Source organism: Streptomyces sp. 15-116A, assembly GCF_025290915.1.
In the GTDB taxonomy this organism is placed as follows: domain Bacteria; phylum Actinomycetota; class Actinomycetes; order Streptomycetales; family Streptomycetaceae; genus Streptomyces.
In genome coordinates, this window is the sequence record NZ_JAOCQE010000517.1 from 1 (window position 1) to 1,716 (window position 1,716).

The 1,716-nt window shown below is 72.6% G+C and carries 1 protein-coding gene and 1 pseudogene; one reads left to right on the top strand and one right to left on the bottom strand.

The annotated features are described in order from the left end of the window. Positions 1-122: 122 nt before the first annotated feature. Positions 123-1,055 carry a methionyl-tRNA formyltransferase gene (gene fmt, locus N4P33_RS35030; RefSeq protein ID WP_260830945.1) on the bottom strand — a complete coding sequence of 311 codons (933 nt, stop codon included), beginning with the start codon at positions 1,053-1,055 and terminating at the stop codon, positions 123-125. A gap of 333 nt (positions 1,056-1,388) precedes the next feature. Here fmt and N4P33_RS35035 point away from each other — a divergent pair. Then, positions 1,389-1,716: pseudogene (locus tag N4P33_RS35035) on the top strand (hypothetical protein); the annotation flags it as partial.

Sequence of the window (1,716 nt, forward strand, 5' to 3'; positions counted from 1 at the left end):
CCGGCGTACTGGTTGTACGTGGTCGGCGCCCGGTGCGGCGAGTGGGGGCACCTCCCACGCCCTTAAGGCAGTGGGGGAGCGTGCATGGCGTCGCCAGGCAGGCGGGAATTTGACGACAGGGCCTAGGCGCCGAGGCTCTCCCCGGCACCGATGCGCACGCCGCGCGCCCAGTCCGCCGCCCGCATCGGCTTCTTGCCCTGCGCCTGCACCCAGAGCAGCTCCACGGCGTGCGAACCGGTGCCGACGTGGACGTCGTTCTTGCCGGCTGCGATCTCCCCGGGGGCGAGTTCCGTACGGTCGGGCACCGGCCGGACCTGGATCAGCTTGAGCCGCTCACCGCGGAAGGTGGTCCAGGCGCCGGGAGCGGGCGTGCAGCCACGTACGACCCGGTCGACGCGCAGCGCCGGGGCGTTCCAGTCGACGTGGGCGTCCTCCACGTTGACCTTGGGGGCGAGGCTGATGCCGTCGGCGGGCTGCGGTACGGCCTTCAGGGTGCCGTCCTCGATGCCGTCCATGGTGGCGGCGAGCAGCCCGGCGCCGGCGAAGGCGAGCCGGGTGAGCAGGTCGCCGCTGGTGTCGGTGGGCCGGATCTCCTCGGTGACGGTGCCGTAGACGGGGCCGGAGTCGAGGCCCTCCTCGATGAGGAAGGTGGAGGCGCCGGTGATCTCGTCGCCCGCCATGATGGCGTGCTGCACGGGCGCGGCGCCGCGCCAGGCGGGCAGCAGCGAGAAGTGCAGGTTGACCCAGCCGCGGGCGGGGATGTCGAGCGCAGCCCTCGGCAGGAGAGCCCCGTAAGCCACCACGGGACAGCAGTCGGGCCCGATCTGCTTCAGCCGCTCCTGGAACTCCGGATCCCGCGGCGTGACCGGCTTCAGCACCTCGATCCCGGCCTCCTCCGCCCGCTCGGCGACGGGAGAGGCGACCAGCCTGCGCCCCCGCCCCGCCGGCGCGTCGGGCCGCGTGACCACAGCGGCCACCTCATGCCGCCCGGAGGCAAGCAGAGCATCCAGTGCGGGAACGGCAACCTCAGGGGTACCGGCGAAGACAAGCCTCATGGGGTACGCAGGGCCTCTCGGGCGGGATCGACGGGCAACGCACAAGTGTATGGGGCGAGACGGAACGCGCAGGAGAGCGCCTGAGCCGGAGTGAGCGGAAAGTCGCCGACGGCGGGGAGCCCCCACGGGAAACGCCCACCTCTCGACCGACTGGAAACGGGCGGCGCGCGGGCGGGGAAACACCCGGCGGCCGGCGCAAGAAACAGCGCCCGAATATGCCGCCACGCCCCCACCCCGTGACCCGCGGAGCGAATCCGCGTTGGTCAAGAAAGAGTTGACCACACCGGGCCCCCAAAGGCCCACCCCGTTTCCGCCGGTTCGAGAGGCTTGTTCATGGCCGACCACGCAACCCACGACGCCCAGGCTCGGGCCAGCCTGCACTTGCTGGTGCGGGACATCGAGCGGGTCCGCCGGCAGGTGGACGCACTGCGCACCCTCACCGCCCAGCTCGGCAACGTCTACCGCCCGCGCCGCTCCGGCCCCTCCACGGGCTTCGTCGTCTACGGACGCGCCCCCGCCCCGACCGTCCGTCTCGCCCAGGAGCTCCGGGACAGCGTCGAGACCCTGGTCACCGCGGCCGTGGACTTCGACCGCTCGCTCGGCTTCTCGTGGGACGCGGTGGGCTCCGCACTCGGCGTCACCAAGCAGGCCGTGCACCGCC

Excerpts from the sequence above, each read along its gene's own strand:
- fmt (WP_260830945.1), bottom strand. The coding sequence starts at position 1,055 with ATGAGGCTTGTCTTCGCCGGTACCCCTGAGGTTGCCGTTCCCGCACTG.